This is a genomic window from Bacillus sp. m3-13 (assembly GCF_000175075.1).
Taxonomy (GTDB): domain Bacteria; phylum Bacillota; class Bacilli; order Bacillales; family Bacillaceae_I; genus Sutcliffiella_A; species Sutcliffiella_A horikoshii_C.
In genome coordinates, this window is sequence record NZ_ACPC01000019.1 from 184,632 (window position 1) to 200,485 (window position 15,854).

Annotated in this window: 19 protein-coding genes and 2 pseudogenes; 16 read left to right on the forward strand and 5 right to left on the reverse strand. The window is 41.0% G+C overall.

The genetic code is table 11. From position 1 onward, the window contains the following. Positions 1 to 31 precede the first annotated feature (31 nt). The 3 genes and pseudogenes from M313_RS0111475 to M313_RS0111490 all read right to left on the reverse strand — a co-directional run bounded on the left by M313_RS0111475 (position 32) and on the right by M313_RS0111490 (position 2,582). Positions 32 to 1,174 carry a glycosyltransferase family 4 protein gene (locus M313_RS0111475; protein ID WP_010195286.1) on the reverse strand — a complete coding sequence of 381 codons (1,143 nt, stop codon included), beginning with the start codon at positions 1,172 to 1,174 and terminating at the stop codon, positions 32 to 34. Positions 1,175 to 1,195: 21 nt separating this feature from the next. Then, positions 1,196 to 1,741: pseudogene (locus M313_RS25250) on the reverse strand (phosphatase PAP2 family protein). Positions 1,742 to 2,063: 322 nt separating this feature from the next. Then, positions 2,064 to 2,582 carry a gamma carbonic anhydrase gene (locus M313_RS0111490; protein WP_010195288.1) on the reverse strand — a complete coding sequence of 173 codons (519 nt, stop codon included), beginning with the start codon at positions 2,580 to 2,582 and terminating at the stop codon, positions 2,064 to 2,066. Between the two features lie 79 nt (positions 2,583 to 2,661). On the opposite strand from M313_RS0111490, the gene M313_RS0111495 reads away from it, so the two are divergent. Continuing rightward, positions 2,662 to 3,453 carry an alpha/beta hydrolase gene (locus M313_RS0111495; RefSeq protein ID WP_010195290.1) on the forward strand — a complete coding sequence of 264 codons (792 nt, stop codon included), beginning with the start codon at positions 2,662 to 2,664 and terminating at the stop codon, positions 3,451 to 3,453. Positions 3,454 to 3,455: 2 nt separating this feature from the next. Then, complete coding sequence (gene tbcS / locus M313_RS0111500) at positions 3,456 to 4,526, forward strand: tetraprenyl-beta-curcumene synthase (protein ID WP_010195292.1); 1,071 nt, start codon at positions 3,456 to 3,458, stop codon at positions 4,524 to 4,526. A gap of 104 nt (positions 4,527 to 4,630) precedes the next feature. On the opposite strand, the gene mnmM is transcribed toward tbcS, so the two are convergent. Both mnmM and mnmL read right to left on the reverse strand, forming a co-directional pair. Beyond that, positions 4,631 to 5,203, reverse strand: a complete 573-nt coding sequence (mnmM, locus tag M313_RS0111505) for a tRNA 5-(aminomethyl)-2-thiouridylate-methyltransferase MnmM (protein WP_010195295.1) — start codon at positions 5,201 to 5,203, stop codon at positions 4,631 to 4,633. Continuing rightward, on the reverse strand, positions 5,200 to 6,171 hold the full coding sequence (mnmL, locus tag M313_RS0111510; RefSeq protein WP_029326454.1) for a tRNA modification radical SAM protein MnmL/YtqA: 972 nt from the start codon (positions 6,169 to 6,171) through the stop codon (positions 5,200 to 5,202). Before mnmL ends, mnmM begins: the two co-directional genes overlap by 4 nt. A 165-nt stretch (positions 6,172 to 6,336) precedes the next feature. On the opposite strand from mnmL, the gene M313_RS0111515 reads away from it, so the two are divergent. From M313_RS0111515 to M313_RS0111580, 14 genes and pseudogenes are all read left to right on the forward strand, one after another. Beyond that, a complete protein-coding gene (locus M313_RS0111515; protein ID WP_010195299.1) occupies positions 6,337 to 6,600 on the forward strand; it encodes a YtzC family protein in 264 nt (87 codons plus the stop codon). A gap of 15 nt (positions 6,601 to 6,615) precedes the next feature. Next, positions 6,616 to 6,780 carry a hypothetical protein gene (locus M313_RS0111520; RefSeq protein WP_010195300.1) on the forward strand — a complete coding sequence of 55 codons (165 nt, stop codon included), beginning with the start codon at positions 6,616 to 6,618 and terminating at the stop codon, positions 6,778 to 6,780. 161 nt (positions 6,781 to 6,941) lie between these two features. Continuing rightward, positions 6,942 to 8,141, forward strand: coding sequence for an MDR family MFS transporter (locus M313_RS0111525; RefSeq protein WP_034774812.1), 1,200 nt, complete (start codon positions 6,942 to 6,944; stop codon positions 8,139 to 8,141). A gap of 168 nt (positions 8,142 to 8,309) precedes the next feature. Then, a pseudogene (gene htpG, locus M313_RS23440) lies at positions 8,310 to 10,191 on the forward strand (molecular chaperone HtpG). A gap of 190 nt (positions 10,192 to 10,381) precedes the next feature. Continuing rightward, complete coding sequence (locus M313_RS0111535; RefSeq protein WP_010195307.1) at positions 10,382 to 10,762, forward strand: VOC family protein; 381 nt, start codon at positions 10,382 to 10,384, stop codon at positions 10,760 to 10,762. Positions 10,763 to 11,177: 415 nt separating this feature from the next. Next, a complete protein-coding gene (gvpA, locus tag M313_RS0111540) occupies positions 11,178 to 11,432 on the forward strand; it encodes a gas vesicle structural protein GvpA (protein WP_010195308.1) in 255 nt (84 codons plus the stop codon). Between the two features lie 40 nt (positions 11,433 to 11,472). Beyond that, the gene (gene gvpT / locus M313_RS0111545) at positions 11,473 to 11,928 is read left to right on the forward strand and encodes a GvpT/GvpP family gas vesicle accessory protein (protein ID WP_010195312.1); all 456 of its coding nucleotides are present in this window, start codon (positions 11,473 to 11,475) and stop codon (positions 11,926 to 11,928) included. A gap of 37 nt (positions 11,929 to 11,965) precedes the next feature. Beyond that, a complete protein-coding gene (gene gvpQ / locus M313_RS0111550; protein WP_010195313.1) occupies positions 11,966 to 12,415 on the forward strand; it encodes a gas vesicle protein GvpQ in 450 nt (149 codons plus the stop codon). A gap of 26 nt (positions 12,416 to 12,441) precedes the next feature. Then, the gene (gvpA, locus tag M313_RS0111555; RefSeq protein ID WP_010195314.1) at positions 12,442 to 12,702 is read left to right on the forward strand and encodes a gas vesicle structural protein GvpA; all 261 of its coding nucleotides are present in this window, start codon (positions 12,442 to 12,444) and stop codon (positions 12,700 to 12,702) included. A gap of 70 nt (positions 12,703 to 12,772) precedes the next feature. Further along, positions 12,773 to 13,039: a gas vesicle protein GvpO gene (gene gvpO / locus M313_RS0111560; protein WP_010195316.1), complete on the forward strand. Its 267-nt coding sequence runs from the start codon at positions 12,773 to 12,775 to the stop codon at positions 13,037 to 13,039. A gap of 25 nt (positions 13,040 to 13,064) precedes the next feature. Next, positions 13,065 to 13,976 (forward strand): gas vesicle protein GvpN, encoded by a 912-nt coding sequence (gene gvpN / locus M313_RS0111565; RefSeq protein ID WP_010195321.1) that lies wholly within the window; start codon positions 13,065 to 13,067, stop codon positions 13,974 to 13,976. A gap of 20 nt (positions 13,977 to 13,996) precedes the next feature. After that, the gene (locus M313_RS0111570) at positions 13,997 to 14,764 is read left to right on the forward strand and encodes a GvpL/GvpF family gas vesicle protein (RefSeq protein ID WP_010195323.1); all 768 of its coding nucleotides are present in this window, start codon (positions 13,997 to 13,999) and stop codon (positions 14,762 to 14,764) included. A gap of 128 nt (positions 14,765 to 14,892) precedes the next feature. Further along, a complete protein-coding gene (locus M313_RS26980) occupies positions 14,893 to 15,021 on the forward strand; it encodes a hypothetical protein (protein WP_442778102.1) in 129 nt (42 codons plus the stop codon). A gap of 10 nt (positions 15,022 to 15,031) precedes the next feature. Continuing rightward, the gene (locus M313_RS0111580) at positions 15,032 to 15,838 is read left to right on the forward strand and encodes a GvpL/GvpF family gas vesicle protein (RefSeq protein ID WP_010195333.1); all 807 of its coding nucleotides are present in this window, start codon (positions 15,032 to 15,034) and stop codon (positions 15,836 to 15,838) included. Positions 15,839 to 15,854 lie beyond the last annotated feature (16 nt).

The window sequence follows — 15,854 nt, forward strand, 5'->3', positions numbered from 1 at the left end:
TAGGAAAAGGAGGCGCAATGGCCTCCTTTTCTTACGCAAGTATTTGAAGTTTTTGTGGCTCCAAAGCGGCTTTGTAGTCCTGGAGGAGCCTTTCAAAAATAGTGTCCCAAGATTGCTCTAAAGCATAGTGCCGCCCGGCATATCCCATTTGCTCTCTTTTTTCATCGTCTTCTATAAGACTGGTGATGGCAGAAGCGAACGAAACAGCATCATTTTGGTTGCACAGATGGCCTGTTACCCCTTGATTGATAATCGTTTTGACACCGCCTGCATTGGCACCTACAACTGGGGTTCCGGATGCTAAAGATTCCAACACAACATTCCCAAAGGTTTCGGTAGGAGAAGGGAAGACAAATACATCCGATCCAGCATAGATTTCTGCCAAGTTTTGTCCAGACTGAAAGCCCGCGAAACTCATATTGTCGGGGGCATCTTTATGCAATTCTTGTTTTAAGGGGCCATCACCAACTATTAACCAGTGCACATCATGACGAATGGACGGGGGCAGGGAAGCTTGAATTTTCGGAAGCAAGGTTACATCTTTTTCAGGGGCAAGCCTGCCCACGTATGTTAGGATATGTTTTTCTTTAATGTTGAATTTGTTTTTTAAAAGTTGGGAGGATGTCCGTGGATAAAATATGGAACAGTCGACTCCTCTAGGCCATATGGCAGTATTGGTGATTCCATGTTTGTTGAGGTGATTCTGGGTATCGGTGGATGGAACGAAAATTTTCCGCAATGGTCGGTGAAACCAACGCATATAACTCCATAGCACTTTTGTCAGAAATTGAAGGTCGTAGTATTCGAGGTATTTGTCAAAGTCAGTATGGTAAGACCCAACTACCGGTATGTCGAGTTTTTTTGCATAGTGAAGTCCGCAAAGGCCGATATTAAAGGGAGTTGCAACATGAATGAGGTCTGGCTTGAACTTTAAAAGCTCAGCCTTCACGGACAGCATATTTGGCAATGCAAGACGGCACTCGGGATATAAAAAAAATGGAAGACTTGCAAAGCGGTGGACCTGGCTGGAAAAAAGGTCTTTGTTGGTACTTTCTGGTGCAAATACGCGGTATTCCAGTCCTTTGTTGTCCAAGTAATTGGTGAATCGCTTTAGCGTTTTGGCGACACCGTTGACATCAGGTGCAAAAGTGTCTGTGAAAATGGCAATTTTCATAGTGAGTGAACCTCCTTCTTTTTATGAGAATAGGGGAACAACTAATAGATAAGAGACAATCCCTGTGCTGCTACCGAGTATCATTCCAACGGCAACATCAGATGGATAGTGAAGTCCTAGATAAATCCTTGAGATGCCTACACATAGAGCCAGTGGAACTAGGAGTATTGCCAGTGCTGGTAAAAAATAAGACAAAAGGAATAGTACTTGAGAAAATGGCTGTTGTATGACCGGATGGAAAGGAATGATCTTTGAGCGGGTTAGTGGCCACTTTTTATCTCAGCAAGTGCAAGGTATGGGCGGCGTCTTGGATAAAGTTTCTTTGCAATGGCTACTGGAATATGACTTAGCGCCAATGATAGGCCAGCTGCAATTGCTGTATGTTTAAGGGAAATGATTGCTGAAGATAATCAACAGTAGGAGGCTGCAAATGGTAAACGTGGCTCCGCCTACATGTGTGATGGTGCGGAAAAAGAAATTCACATACTTTCTGTCAAAATGACGATTTACACTCCGAAACAGATTGCATTCGAATTCGTAGAAATTAGCTAGTAATTTGACCATCATCAGGGCTCCTTTTTAGCTAGGTTTTATTCTTATTATTTATCTTAGATGGAAAATATTTAGGAAGTTATAAGTCTATGTAAAGAATGGGTAAGAATTTGGTGGTGGAAAATTTACAGAAATTTTAGAATAAAAAACCACCACCGGGATTTTGGGGCGGTGTTTGTGGGGATTTGCATAAACGGTTGATCTCCGTTTCAGGCGCTTCGCTTGCCTGCGGGCGGTCCGTGAGTCTCCTCGGGCTGCGCCCTTGCGGGGTCTCACCAGTCTCTTCCTCCCGCTGGCGTCTTCGCGCCTTCCACTGCGATCAACAGGGTTATTCCTATCACTTTTGAATTGATTTGTAGTATTGACCTTTTTCCACGTATTCTCTGCGGATGCGGGCCATGTCTAGTTTGTCTTCTTCTGTTAGTTCTCGGACTACTTTGGCGGGACGGCCAAATGCGAGAGAGTTTGGAGGGATGCGTTTTCCAGGAGGAACAAGGCTGCCGGCTCCGATGAAGGCTCCCTCTCCAATTTCAGCTCCGTCTAAAACGATGGAACCCATGCCAATTAAGGCATTTTTGCGAACAAATGCGCTATGTAGTGTACATTGATGCCCAACTGTGACATCATCTTCTATTATCAATGGTTTGTTGGGACTTTGATGAAGTAGAGATTGATCTTGAATGTTTACTCTGTCTCCGATAATGGTCGGTGCAACATCGCCGCGAATGACGGTATGAAACCATATGCTGCTTTCTTTTCCGATGGTCACATCACCTGTAATCACCGAAAAGTCCGCCAGATAGGCAGTTTCATCAATCTGTGGGTTTTTATCAAGATATGGGTATATTTTATACATAAGTTCCTCCAGCTTGTAAGAAATGGTTGTTTTATTTTATTATATCAGAAAGAATTTCATTTTTGAGGGGTGTTTAGAGATGTGGAAGTGGGAGGCGGAAGATCCGAAAGGCACCATCGTAATAGTCCATGGCGCACAGGAACATCACGGGAGATACACATGGTTGATGGACCAGTGGAAAACAAACGGATTCAATGTCATTATGGGAGATTTACCCGGGCAAGGACTTTCCACACGTAGAAGAGGACATATCGATAATTTTGATGAATATATAGAAGAAGTAGAAAAGTGGATCAAAGAGGCGTACCTCCTGAAGCCGCCTGTCTTTGTTATTGGCCATAGCATGGGAGGCCTTGCTGTTATCCGAACACTGCAGGAAAAGAAACCGTTGATGGTGGATGGTGTTATTTTATCTTCACCGTGTTTGAAACTGTTGCATCATCCAACTAAAGGGCTCGATGTTCTTTCAAAAGGTCTTAACTTTATCCTGCCAAAAACAAAGTTCAAGACAGGTTTGACGATTGATAAAGCGACAAGGAACGAAGAGATTAGAAGAACAGCTGCAGGAGATGAGCTATATATCACGAAAGTATCTGTTAGATGGTATCGTGAACTTGTTCAATCGATGAATCAGGCATTCACGGGGATTGAGAAGTTCCCGGATGTTCCTGTTTTGCTTTTGCAAGCAGGAGATGATTTGATTGTAGATAAGTTTGCATCAGAAACATGGTTTAATTCCCTTTCTGCTAAAGAGAAAACGTATAAGGAATGGGAAGGGCTATACCATGAAATATTCAATGAACCAGATCGTGACCGCGTGTTTCGGTATGCAAAAGCTTTTGTGGACTTACAATTAGAAGGAAGTGATTAAATTTGAAGGTACCCACCCATCCTTTTTCTTTGATGAAAAGAGTGTATCGAGATGTGTTTCCCGTTGTATTTCAGGAGTTGGAGCATTGGAAAAAGAGAGCGTCTGACATTCCGGACGAGGAGCTCCGCAAGCAGGCATTGGCAAGTATTGAAACGAAAGCTTTCCATTGTGAAGGTGGCGGTATTCTATCGTTGCTTGCAGGGGCTGATTTTCGTGAAGCGATGAAGTTTATCGTTGCTTATCAGACGATCAGTGATTATTTGGATAATCTATGCGACAGAAGCACATCATTGGATCCTGAAGACTTTGCTGCACTGCATGAATCCATGCCGGATGCGTTGACTGTAGGAGCACCTTTGAAAGAATATTATCGATTTCGGGAAGAGCAGGATGATGGAGGGTATCTGGCGAGCTTAGTGACGACATGTCAGGAAGTGCTGGGGTCTCATCGTAATTATGAATGGATAGCTCCGCACCTAGTGAGACTTGCCGGTTATTATTGCGATTTGCAAGTACATAAGCATGTAATCGAGGAAGAAAGGGTGCCAAGGCTTGAAAAATGGTTCGCACATCATAAGGAAGAGCTCCCACCAATGGAATGGTATGAATTCTCGGCATGTACAGGGTCCACGCTGGGTATATTCTGTCTAGTTTCTCAAGGATACCGTGAATCTTTTACTTCCAAACATGCCGAGAAAATAGTAGGTGGCTATTTTCCTTATATTCAGGGGCTGCATATTCTTTTGGATTATTTCATTGACCAGGAAGAGGATATGGATGGCGGGGACCTCAATTTCTGCACCTATTATGAAAGTGAGTCTGTGTTCATGGACAGATTGAAACATTTTATGGAGCAGGCGGACGTTTATACAGCCGGTTTGCCATATGAGAAGTTTCATCGCCTGATTAATCGTGGTCTGCTCGGCGTCTACCTTTCAGACCGTAAAGTCCATGACTGCAAAGACATTTCCTCTATGGCCAAAAGCATCATTAAAGCAAGTGGCGGCACCGCCTACTTTTTCTACATGAACGGACGGGCATACCGCAAATTCCAAAGCTGGCGTGGCGCATAAAGAAAGTGCAGGAACGCGAGCTTTAGTGATTTAGAGAACAGAAGAGGGGTCTGACCCTCTATGCGTTAATGCAATAAAGGAACCGGCACTCAAGCCGGTTCCTTTTATTTTTTTTCGATTGCGATGATGAATGGTGGGTTGTTGATTTGGTTCATGAAGCGGTATTGGAGGACGTGAGCTTTTTTCTGGTCTAGTTTGGTAACGTAGTCAAGCAGGGCGTCGCGTTCGACTTGGCCTTCTGGATGGCCATGATAGATGACAAGGACGATGACCGCCTCTTTTTCCATCACCGTTAATAGACTGTTGACGGCTTCCATTGTACTTTCTGGAACCGTCACAATTTCTTTGTCACCCCCGGGCAGATAGCCTAGGTTGAAGATAGCTCCCCTGATCAGATGGTGTTTTTCTGATGGAATGCGCTCCAAAACCTTGGCATGACTATCTTCAAATAGGGTTACCCGGGACTCTACACCATGCTCAGCCAGAAGTGTTTTCGTATTCGATAGTGCTTCCGCCTGAATATCAAAGCCAAACACATGACCGTTTTCTCCGACAAGCTCTGAGAGGAAGAGGGTGTCATGGCCGTTTCCGACCGTACAATCCACAGCTATATCCCCCTCAGTTAAGGCAAGCTTCATGATTTTTTTACTGTAAGGTAATACTCGTTCCAACTTCATCGTTCATCACCACCAACGTCACCACTAACATAGAATTTCCCCTGCCAGCTATCTCGTCTTTTCAACTCTGCATCAATGGCATTCAATACAGACCACTTATCCACACTCCACATAGGACCAATCATAATATCAATAGGACCGTCTCCAGTAATACGGTGTACGATCATCTCAGGCGGTAAGATTTCTAGCTGATCACAAACAAGCTGAATGTAATCATCAAAGGACAGAAACTCAAGCATCCCTTTTTCATATTGCTTCACCATCGGAGTCCCCTTCAGAAGATGCAACAAGTGAATTTTGATTCCCTGCACATCTAGCTTCGCAACAGCCTCTGCAGTCTCCATCATCATTTTGTTATCTTCAAGCGGAAGACCATCAATAATGTGGGAACATACACGAATACCGTGTTTTCGAAGTTTGTTGACGCCTTCCACGTATGTTTCAAAGTCATGTGCACGGTTGATCAAGAGCGCGGTACGTTCATGAACTGTCTGCAAGCCAAGCTCCACCCATAAATAAGTCCGTTCATTCAGTTCTGCCAAATATTCAACCACATCATCAGGCAAGCAATCTGGACGTGTTCCGATGGAAAGTCCGACTACCCCTTCTTGCTTTAGCACCGTTTCGTACTTTTCCCTAAGAACTTCTACAGGGGCGTGAGTATTGGTGAAAGCCTGAAAATAGGCCATATACTTACCGTCTTTCCATTTGTGATGCATTTTATCTTTTATTTCATTGAACTGTGTCACTAAATCATCTGCTCGATTTCCAGCAAAGTCACCAGAGCCCGCAGCACTGCAAAACGTACAGCCGCCATGTGCCACTGTGCCGTCACGGTTCGGGCAATCAAAGCCGCCATCTAACGCAACCTTAAACACCTTATGTCCAAAATGATTGCGAAGATGATAATTCCAGGTGTGATATCGTTTATCTTCAACGGAATATGGGAACGGATTTTTCTTCTTCATGTTGTTCATCCGTACTCCTCCTCTTTTTTATCCATTATTGCTAACAAACCATTTTAGCATGTAAATTGCTTCTGCTTCAATGCTGCCCATTTTTTTCGCATGGACTTAAGAAAAATGAGCAAAATAAAGGCGAGTACACAGAAAAAATGTGGGGTGAATGGAATCATGGCAACTAGAGAATCTGTTGAACAGTTTATACAACAATGTGAAGATGCACTGCGCAATGCACATGCGCAGTACACAGAAGCAAAACAATTGGAACACTACAATGATACAGAGTTTACGAGCGCTCAAGAGCAGATTGAGGCAACTTATAATGACTTGATGCACCTTTCCCAAAGTTGTAATGCACAACAACGTGAGCAATTGAACCGTATGCGTCTTCAATTGCAAAACCTGCAAAATGAAATGACTCTATTAAGACATTAAGGGAGGCTTCTAATTATGAAAAAACGCTCTAAGCAAAATAACCCAGAACAAAAAACGAGAAATGCCGAAAACACTGCAATCGAAATGGGTGCAGAATATAATCCGGTGAAAGAAGTAAAGCAAAAAAACCTTAAAAAGTCCCAGCCTGTCCGCTCCAAAAATCATAGCGAAAATGAATAAAAAAGCAGCCTAAGTGCTGCTTTTTTGTTCGTCCCAAAAGTCAGAATACATACACTTTCAAATTTGAAGTTTTTTATATTGAAACTCCCTTCAAAACGGATTACAATTATTTTGGATTTCGAAATAATTTGGTTGAAGGAGGGCATGTAGAAATGCGAAAAATGCCCAGAGCCCTTTGGTTATTAGTTATTGGAATGGCAATAAACGTAACAGGGGCTTCTTTTTTATGGCCGTTAAATACAATATACATTCATGACATTCTCGGAAAATCCCTGTCTGTAGCGGGGCTTGTGTTAATGGTCAATGCTGGTGCCAGTGTCATCGGCAACCTGATGGGTGGGATCCTTTTTGATAAAATCGGTGGCTACCGTTCGATTTTGTTAGGCATTTCCATCACTATTACAGCATTAATTGGAATGACCATTAATCACTCATGGACTTTTTATGTGGTGTACCTCACCATCATTGGATTTGGTTCAGGAATTGTTTTTCCCTCCATGTACGCAATGGCGGGTTCTGTCTGGAAGGAAGGCGGACGCAAAGCATTTAATGCCATGTATGTCTCACAGAATCTCGGAGTTGCCATTGGTGCGGCACTAGGAGGGCTAGTTGCCGACATCCGTTTTGACTACATATTCCTTGCGAATACGGTCACCTATGCGGTCTTTTTTGCTATAGCTCTTTTCGGGTATAGGAAAATTCAGGCAAACCCGACAAGCCAGACTTCCATTCTGGATCAGAAGAAGAAAGTAAAAGACCACACGAAACTTTATGCTCTGTTAACGGTATGTATCGGTTATTTGCTTTGCTGGATGGGTTATGTACAGTGGCAGACGACTATCGCGACACATACGCAATCGCTTGGCATATCGCTTAAACAGTACAGCATTTTATGGACGATCAACGGGGCGATGATTGTGTTAGCGCAACCTATCATTTCTTGGATAGTAAAAAAATACACAAAAACGCTGAAAACACAGATTATCGTCGGATTGGTCATTTTCATTATTTCCTTTGCGGTAGTAGGAGTTGCGGAGCAGTACACGGCTTTTGTTGCAGCCATTATTATCATTACTATTGGTGAAATGTTCGTTTGGCCGGCCGTGCCGACAGTTGCAAACCAGCTCGCTCCAAAGGGACGTGAAGGATTCTATCAAGGAATTGTCAATTCAACGGCAACAGGAGGACGAATGCTCGGACCATTCATGGGTGGAGTATTGGTGGATCTTTCCGGCATGGGGATGCTGTTTGGAGTGTTGATGGCCTTCATGTTGGTCGCGATTTTTACTACGTCTATTTATGATCGAAAATTAAAAGCAACTGCTACAAATGTACATGAACTATCTAAAAGTGCATCCTAAAACAAACAACCTAAACGGTGCGATTCCTTAATAGGAATCGCACCGTTTTTCGTCCATTTCTATTGACATAAAATATCCAAATATGATAATTATTTTATTGAGTATTAGCACTCGTAGTCTGAGAGTGCTAAAATATAATCATACATATTTGGAAGGAGAAATCAGAACATGACAAAGAAAGAATTCCAAGCTGAATCAAAACGACTGCTAGAAATGATGATCAACTCCATCTACTCTCAGCGTGAGGTTTTTCTAAGAGAGCTTATTTCCAATGCAAGTGATGCGATGGACAAAATTTATTATCGTGCATTAACAGATGATTCTCTAACATTTGATAAAGACAACTACTTTGTAAAAGTCATCCCAAATAAAGAAAATAGAACCTTAACTATTGTGGATACAGGGATCGGGATGACTAAAAGAGGAATTGGAAGCAAACCTTGGCGTTATTGCGAAAAGTGGCTCCTTGGCTTTTAAGAAAGAAAATGAAATTAAAGACGGACATGACATCATCGGTCAATTTGGTGTAGGCTTCTATGCGGCATTCATGGTTGCGGATGTAGTGACGGTGACTAGTAAAGCTCTTGGCAGCGATGAAGCGTACAGATGGGAATCAGAAGGTGCAGATGGCTACACAATCGAACCTGCCGAGAAAGATTCTATAGGTACGGAAATCGTTCTGAAAATAAAAGAAAATACAGAAGACGAAAGCTATGACGAGTACTTAGAAGAGTACAGACTAAAGTCCATCATCAAAAAGTATTCCGACTTCATTCGCTACCCAATTAAGATGGATGTAACAACTTCCAAACCGAAAGCGGACAATGAAGAAGAACTGGAAGAAGTGACAGAAGAGCAAACCATCAACAGCATGGTGCCGATTTGGCGTAAAAATAAATCTGAACTGACAGACGAAGATTATGAGAAGTTTTATAATGAAAAGCACTATGGTTTCGATAAACCGTTAAAGCATCTTCATATTAGTGTAGATGGAACGATTCGCTATAACTCTATTCTATATATCCCGGAGAGCATTCCATTTGATTATTATTCCAAGGAATTTGAAAAAGGCCTGGAGCTATATTCAAGTGGCGTACTGATCATGAACAAGTGTGCGGACTTACTGCCTGACCATTTCAGTTTTGTAAAAGGACTAGTAGATTCTGAGGACTTGTCTCTAAACATCTCTCGTGAAATGTTGCAGCAGGACCGTCAGTTGAAATTCATCGCGAAGAACTTGGCTAAGAAAATCAAGAGTGCATTACTTGGCATGATGAAGGACGAGCGCGAGAAATACGAGAAATTCTTTGAAGCATTCGGACGTCAATTAAAGTATGGAGTTTATGCCGAATACGGCGCTAACAAAGAGCAGTTGCAAGACCTGTTGATGTTCTATTCTTCTACAGAAAAGAAGCTTGTGACGTTGGATGAGTACATCTCCCGCATGAAAGAGGACCAAAAGTACATTTACTATGCAACTGGTGAGTCCAAAGAAAGAATAGAAAAGCTTCCACAAACCGAGCTTGTTTCGGACAAAGGATACGAAATGCTTTACTTCACAGAGGACATTGATGAGTTTGCTATCAAGATGTTGATGAATTACAAAGAGAAAGAATTTAAAAATGTATCAAGCGGAGATCTTGGCATTGATTCAGAAGAAGATGACAAGCAAACGGAATCCGAGCAGGAAGCAAACAAGGAACTGTTTGAAGCGATGAAAGAAATCCTTGCTGATAAAGTTTCAGCGGTGAAGGTATCCAAACGCTTAAAAACACATCCAGTTTGTCTATCTACAGAAGGAGAAGTAACCATTGAAATGGAGAAAATCCTAAGCGCGATGCCGGATAATCAGAATATCAAGGCTAACAAGGTACTAGAGATCAACACAAACCATGATGTGTTTGCGTCGTTGAAGAGTGCGCATGAAGGCGACCGTGAGAAACTGGCGTTGTACACGAATCTATTGTACAGTCAAGCGCTGTTAATTGAAGGATTGCCGTTAGAGGATCCTGTTGAGTTTACGAATGATGTTTGTAAAGTGATGGTATAAGAAATAGTTTATATAAAAAAGGCCGATTCTGCTCTTTAACGAGTAGGGTTGGCTTTTTTGTATTATGTGGTTTCGGTTGATGTAGTTGTGTGACTTGAACTGTAATTTTCACGAAAGAATTTTCTCAAAGGAATTCTCCCATCAAACAAGAATACATAAGAGAAGGAAACTTGAAGGAGGAAACTGAAAAATGCAAAAAACCATTCCGATCAAAAATCAAATGAACGGCGTATTTATTCATGTTGCAAATCTCCAAAAGTCTGCAGAATGGTACACCAACCTGTTGGGGGTAGAAGTGGACCTTGATACCGTCGAGTCTCCTGTGTATAACATCCCCTTGAAGGGAACGACTTCCCTGACACTTGATGATCATAAATTTGATCCTACGTTTAAGCATGAACCAAGCAGCGCACCATTGTTTAATTTTTACTCCCCGGACATTGACGAGGCATATCAATTTATTCAGAACAAAGGAATTGAAGTGGTCCGTGAAATAGAACGGGTGGGAGATACGGCATGGTTTAATATCAAGGATCCTGATGGGAACGTGGTGATGATCTGTAACTGCTGATGAAAAGTGTGGGAATCGATCAATCTGTCATTCTCCTCCTGTTCCATAAAGTACCTAGTCACCCTATATAATTAAGTAAGCTTAAAAACGTTCATAGTTCAATAACAGAGAATGTGGTCTTTCCATGTTCTCTTTTTGTTGTCCAAAACTTCTATTTATCAAATGTATTGTTATTGTAATATAACTTCAACTTTTTTCCTTTTTCTTCAAGGAATACGGATACCTATCACTTTCTGATATTACATAAGTCTTTAGTTGGGACATAAACAATGAATATCTTGGAATTTTTATAGACATCACAACTTAAGCCCCGTTTTAGACAAAGGTTAATGGGTTATATACCTACTAAGCTAATTAAATAAGAAAACTTTGATCATATGACTACATTCCAAAAATGGAAAGGAGCAATACGTAAATGAGTGTTCAAAAAAGTACGGACAGTTCCAGTCTTGCAGAAGTTATTGATCGGATTCTTGATAAAGGAATCGTTATTGACGCATTTGTAAGAGTTTCATTGGTGGGAATAGAAATCCTTACAGTAGAAGCACGGGTGGTTATTGCAAGTGTGGATACATGGTTAAGGTATGCAGAAGCGGTTGGCCTTTTACGTGATGAAGTCCAGGAAGAAGGACTTGCTAATAGAAATCAAGAAGGTCAATTCAGTTTTTAATCAATAAAGAACAAACACAGAAGGGATGAGGTTGATTTACATGGCAGTAAAAGAAAAGAATGAACAACAAGAAGAACAGAATGAACAACAAGAAGAAAAGAACGATAATAGCAATTACTCTATCAATTTAGCAATTGTTGGAGGAGTGGTAGGTGCTGGCATCGGTCTCCTGTCAAGTCCAGGAACAAGTAAAAAGCTTTTTAAAAATATTAGCCAATCAGAAGTGGTAAAGGTTGCCGGTAACCAACTAAGAAGATCAGCCCAAGAAATGCTGGCCGCACAGGCGCAAAATGGAATCAAACAATTGGCTTCCGGATATATGGGGAAAAATGTGGTAAGCCTTATGAGTCCATTAAAAAGTGATGAGAAAAAGAAATCAAAAGCCGATGACGCTTCTTCTGAATTGGACGAAATCAAGGAAGAAAACAAAAGCATTAATAACCGACTTGATAAAATCGAAAACATGCTGGGTGAATTAGTAGATTCAAAGAAATAATCAGTCCTCTTTCGATGAATCCAAAGGTGGTAATTGGATGGGAAAAGAGATTAAAAAGACTTTAGGCAAGGCGGCAAAGAAGGTGTTTGAACACACTCCGGAGCCGATTAAAGATGAAATCAAAGATAAGGTCAAGGAAAAAGCGAAAGAGAAATTTGTGGACAGTGTTCAAGATAAAGCGGAGGAAGCAACGGAAAACCTCCAGGAGACAACAGAAGAGAATGCTGAGAAATTTCATGATAAAGCAGAAGAAGGAAAAGAAAAAGCACAGGAAGCATTACTTTCAGTCCGTGACAAGATAGGTAAAGTTGTCGAAGCGGGAGAGGATTTCCAAGAAAAGATATCCTCGACAAATGATGATGACGATGACCGCAAAATCAAAGGTGTGAAGAGCATCAAGGGTTATACGGATATGAAAGGTGCCAGCAATATAAAAAGCTCAACAAAAATAAAATCCTCAAATGACATTAAGACAATGGGATCTTGATGACTGAATGAAAGGAGAAATGATGTATGTCCGTTCAAAAAAGTACAGATAGTTCAAGTTTAGCAGAGGTTATTGACCGTATTTTGGATAAAGGGATTGTAATTGATGCCTTTGTAAGGGTCTCTGTGGTAGGAATTGAAATTTTAACAGTAGAGGCAAGAGTCGTAATTGCAAGTGTTGACACATGGTTGCGATACGCTGAAGCGGTTGGATTACTTCGGGATGAAGTAGAAGAAAACGGGCTACCTGAACAACAGAATGAACGCAGCCCGCGCTTTAGTATTTAGAAATTAGAATGGGAAGCAACCAAGGGGATCTCCACTTGGTCCTTCCCTTCTATTTATGCAGGAGGTCCATATGGAAATTAAAAAGATCATGGGGAATGTAGCCGATTTCTTCAATGAATTTGTCGCACCCCTTCATAAAATCACCTCAGTTGAAGAAAGTGACAACGAGGGATGGAAACTGACAGTAGAAGTAATAGAAGAAAAGGAATATATGAAAAAGTATGCAAAAGATGAAATGTTAGGTATATATGACGTCCATCTTAATAAAGACAAAGAAGTCACTTCTTATAAAAGGCGTGATATCAGGTATAGAAGTTCCATTAAACATGAGGCATAGCACGTGGTGAGTAGGAGGGAATGGAGTGACGGTTTTAAAAGAAAAAATAAAGAAAGATTCAAGGGCATTAATCCAAGATTCTGAGACGAAGGATTTACTTTCTCGCTCACTGCAATATTTAAAGGCCGGATATCCTATTCATTTTACTGGCCCTTCTGGTGCAGGTAAAACTTCCATGGCACTCGCTCTTGCAAAAAAGAGGAAAAAGCCTGTTATGCTCATACACGGAAATCATGAGTTGAACAATAAGGATCTAATAGGTGACTTTACAGGGTACACAAGTAAAAAAGTGGTAGATAACTATATCCGTTCCGTCTATAAGAAAGATGAAAGTATAACAGAAACTTGGAGGGACGGTCGGTTGTTGGAAGCTGTGAAAAATGGTTACACGCTTGTGTACGATGAGTTTACCAGGTCTCAACCAACAACGAATAATATCTTCCTATCCATATTGGAGGAAGGTGTTCTTCCATTGTATGGATCAAAGCTGACAGAACCCTTTGTACCGGTTCATCCGGATTTTGCCGTAATCTTTACAAGCAACCCTGATGAATATGCAGGTGTTTTTCATACACAGGATGCCCTGTTGGACCGATTGATTACCATCCATGTCGATTATAAAGAGGTGGATAGGGAAGCAAAGATCGTTTCACAAAAAGTCGACATAAAAGAGGAAAAAGCGAAAGCCATCACGGCTCTAGTTGCAGACCTCCGTAAAGGGTGTAAAAAGAACGGTCCCAGTTTACGTGCTTCCCTGATGATTGCCAAATTGGCAACAGAGGGAGATATTCCAATAGACGGGGATAACGAAGATTTCAAGCGGCTTTGCAAGGATATACTCGGACATCAATTAAGCAGATGTCTAGATGGCGAACAGCCGCTGAAAGAAGCAGAGGAAATGATTTTAAAGGCCTGTGAAAATATGAAGGTCACTTAGTAATAAAGGAGAGTCTTATGATGAGCCAAGAAGAAAAAATGGGTATTTATATCATTTGTGGAATTCAAACAGAAAAGGAAGAGGAATTTGGTCCAATTGAATTGGAAGGGGAGAAAAGAGAACTCTTTACTATTTCATATAAAGACTCTGCAATGGTAGCTGCAGAAGTTCCAATGAAAATCTACCATCCAAATAAAGAAAACCTGATGATGCATCAACAAGCAATCTCTCTTGTGATGAAACAAAATGATACCGTCATTCCTGTAAGCTTCGGTAATGTTTTTCATTCAAAAGAAGATGTAGCTGTCCTGCTTGAAAACTTGTATCCTCAATTCGAAAAACTTTTCCCGGCTATCAAAGGAAAAATTGAATTGGGCTTAAAAGTAATTGGCAAAAAAGAATGGCTGGAAGAACTGGCTGGCGGAAATGAAAAAATGGAAAAAATGGCTGAGAAGGTTCGAGGGAAATCCGAAGCAGCAAGCTACTATGAGCGCATCCAATTAGGTGAGGCTGCTCAAAAACTATTCCTTTCCCTGCAAGAAGAGATGCAAGCTGAAATCTTCCAACCATTAAAGGATACAGCAGAAGCATCTAAGGTGAATGACCCTATTGGGGAGAAAATGCTGTTAAACGCCTCTTTTCTTATTGATAGGGATAAAGAAGAAGAGTTTGATCAGAAAGTAAATGAAGCTCATGAAAAGTGGAAGGATAAGGTCGATTTCAATTACAGTGGTCCATGGCCGGCTTACAACTTTGTCAATATCAGATTGACAGTTGAGGATGCTTAAATGCTCCACAAAATTGTAGCTGCACCTATCAATCTTGTCATTAAAATCGGCGAGAAAGTTGAAAGAGGAAGCGGACAAAAGAACTGTATGACCTTCCAACCATTCAAAAAAAGCTTATTCAATTGCAGATGATGTACGAACTTGGTGAAATTCCGGATGAAGCATACAAAGAGAAAGAAGCAGAACTGTTGCACCGTTACGAAGTAGCCAAGAATTTGGAAATGGAACAATGGGAGCATTTGACCAAAAAGAAGTGAGGGTTAGAGTATGGGGGAATTAATTTATTTATATGGGCTCATCCCATCTAATGAATCAGTAAGCCAGCCTGTTCCATCCATAAAAGGTTTTGATGGAAAAGGTGATATATACACCATATCAATAGGGGAAATAACAGCTATTGTATGTTCACTGGATGCAAATGAGTATTCAGAGGAAATCATTAAAGAGAATATCAATAGTGATATGGAATGGTTGCAAGAAAAGGCATTTCATCATCATGAGACAGTAATGGCATTATCCAAATTATATACTGTAATTCCTTTAAAGTTTTGTACGTTATATAAAAATGAAACTAGTTTAACAGATACTGTGCAGCAAAATCATTCCAAGATGACAGACACCTTTGCGCTTCTAGAAGGCAATGAAGAATGGAATCTTAAAATATATTGCAATGATGAACTATTAAAGAAGCAAGTAAGCCAGAACAATCCTGCAATAGAGCAGCGTAGAGAAGAAATCAGTCAACTATCTAAAGGGAAACAATTTTTCGAAAAGAAAAAACTTGATAAATTAATTGATGATGAAGTCGAGAACGAAAAGGATCGTGTGAGTGAAAGAATTCATACACATCTTAAGGATTTTGTTTTGCAAGGGAATGTAAAGAGGAATTGGAGCAAAGATGTGACAGGCAGGAAAGAAAACATGACCTGGAACAGCGTCTATCTTATCTCTTCCTCAAAAGTGGAACAGTTTTTGGAAGAAATCCAGCAATTTGAAAAGAAAATGGGGGATATGGGCTGGCAGTTTGAACCGACTGGGCCATGGCCCGCTTATCACTTTTCAAGCTTTTCATAAGTGAGGATGACTAATT